At 67.6% G+C, this 2,005-nt stretch carries 2 protein-coding genes; one reads left to right on the plus strand and one right to left on the minus strand.

The window, feature by feature from the left end; all coding sequences use genetic code 11:
* Positions 1–813, minus strand: an 813-nt coding sequence (locus tag VMI09_13915; protein ID HTQ25786.1) for a hypothetical protein, incomplete at its 3' end; no start/stop codon positions are given.
* Positions 814–1,166: 353 nt separating this feature from the next.
* Here VMI09_13915 and VMI09_13920 point away from each other — a divergent pair.
* Positions 1,167–1,808, plus strand: coding sequence for a DUF882 domain-containing protein (locus VMI09_13920; protein HTQ25787.1), 642 nt, complete (start codon positions 1,167–1,169; stop codon positions 1,806–1,808).
* Positions 1,809–2,005: the final 197 nt, after the last annotated feature.

Here is a 2,005-nt window from a genome sequence, read left to right on the forward strand (position 1 = left end):
CGCGACGAGGAGCGGAAACATGATCTCATGATGGCCGGTCAGCGCGATTCCGCGTCCGCCTCTGCCGCCCGCGGTCGGCCGCTCGACCACGTTGATACGCGCACGGTACTGGCGGATGAAATCCATGTCGGCAGCGCAGAACCCCTCGACCCGCCGGCCCAGGTTGCGTGCGAGATTGAGCGCCTTCAGAAACACCTCCGGCATCACGACCGCCGAGCCCAGGTTGAGCACCACGCCGCGCCCCAGCGTCGCGACCACCGCGGCGAGCCGATGGAAGTCGGCCATCGTGGCCTTGCCGATCGCGGCGCCGTCGGCCGCCGGATGCATGTGGACGATGTCGGCGCCGACGGCGACATGCACGGTCGCCGGTACTCCTGCGCGGTAGGCGGCGGCGAAGATACTGGCGTCCCGATACGGCAGCCGCGCGCGGACGATCTCGCGGCCGATCGTTTCGCCGAGCCCCCTGCCCTCATCCGCAGCCAGACGCGCCGCGCGATTCAGGAACGCGCCGGTCTCCTCGGCCATCCCGAAGCTGCCGTCGGCGAGCCCGGCGCCGACCTCTTCCGACGTGCGTCCGGCAAACGCGAGCTCGAAGTCGTGGATGATCGCGGCGCCGTTGGTCGCGATCGCGCTCAGCACGCCGTCGCGCAGCATCCCGCAGATGAGCGGGCTCAGGCCGACCTTGAGCGGATGCGCCCCCGTCAGCATCAGAAAAGTCCGCCCCGCGCGGCGCGCCGATGCGATTCGCCGCGCCAGCTCGCCGAGGTCGGCGGCGGCGAGCGTCTCGGGCAGCGCGGCGAAAAACTCGCGCATCGTGGCGCCCGCCCCAAGCGCCCTCGCGAACTGGCCGCGACCGACTTTGCGCGAAAGCCCGGCCAATGGCCGAGTCCGCGCGCGGCCCGGATTTATTGGCTTTATCGGCTTGGGCGGAGGTAGTTTCATCGGTGGTGGAGCGGATTCGGACGCTATGGTGCGGCGTCCATGGAGAGTGTAAAGTTACCCGATGGTTCGGCTGACTCCAACCGCGTGAACGCGGAGAATGGACTCGCACGCAAGGCGGCTCGCAAGGCATCCGGCAACAATCCGGAGACGCGAACACCGAACGGCCGCCACTGGGGACGCGATAAGTAATGGGACCGATCAGACCAACAGGCTTGATTAGTGGCATGACTGGCGGCACCGAGTCGGGCAGCGCGCGTTCCGATTCCTCGATCGGCCCAAAGGTATCGCCCGAAGTTTCGCCAGAAGTTTCGACTGACCGCCGGCGCTTTCTCGGCAACCTCGCCGTGATGGCCGGAGCCGCGGCCGCATCGGCGGCGCTTGCGCCCGCGAGCACCGCGCTCGCGATGCTGACCGCGCCGTCGACGCCGCGCCGGCTCAAGTTCTATAACCTTCACACCGGCGAGAACCTCGATATCGTTTATTACGAGAAGGGGCGGTACATCCCGCAAGCGCTCGCCGAAATCAACTACATCCTGCGCGACTACCGGCAGAACGTGGTCAAACCGATGAGCACCGCGCTGCTCGACCTCGTGACCGCAATTCGCTACAAACTCAGCACCGACGCCGAGGTGGAAATCATCTCCGGCTACCGAACGCCGCAAACCAACGCGATGCTTGCGGCGCGGAGCGACGGCGTCGCGCATCACAGCCTGCACATGGACGGGCTGGCGCTCGACTGGCGCGTGCCCGGACGCACGCTCGATCAGTTGCATCGGGCGGCGCTCGCGCTGCGCGGCGGCGGCGTGGGCTACTATCCGGCGTCCGACTTCGTGCACACGGACGTGGGCCGCGTCCGCTACTGGTAGGCTTCCTTCCTGGTTATCCCGGTTTCGTCTGGAACCCGAGTTTCGCAGCGTGTCATCGACGCCCGCGTCTGACGCGCTGCACGCGTCCTGCGGTCAGCTTTCTGTTGACGGCCGACAATGCGCGCTTGCCGACGCGCGGGTTCGCGATGCGTGCGCGCTACGACTCGTGGCTTGTAGCGCGGGCCGTGCTGCGCGCA

The sequence above is a fragment of the Candidatus Binataceae bacterium genome (genome assembly GCA_035500095.1).
Classification (GTDB): domain Bacteria; phylum Desulfobacterota; class Binatia; order Binatales; family Binataceae; genus JAKAVN01.

What these genes read in the sequence shown, in the direction of transcription:
- VMI09_13920 (HTQ25787.1), top strand. Translation starts at nt 1,167, where the DNA reads ATGACTGGCGGCACCGAGTCGGGCAGCGCGCGTTCCGATTCCTCGATC.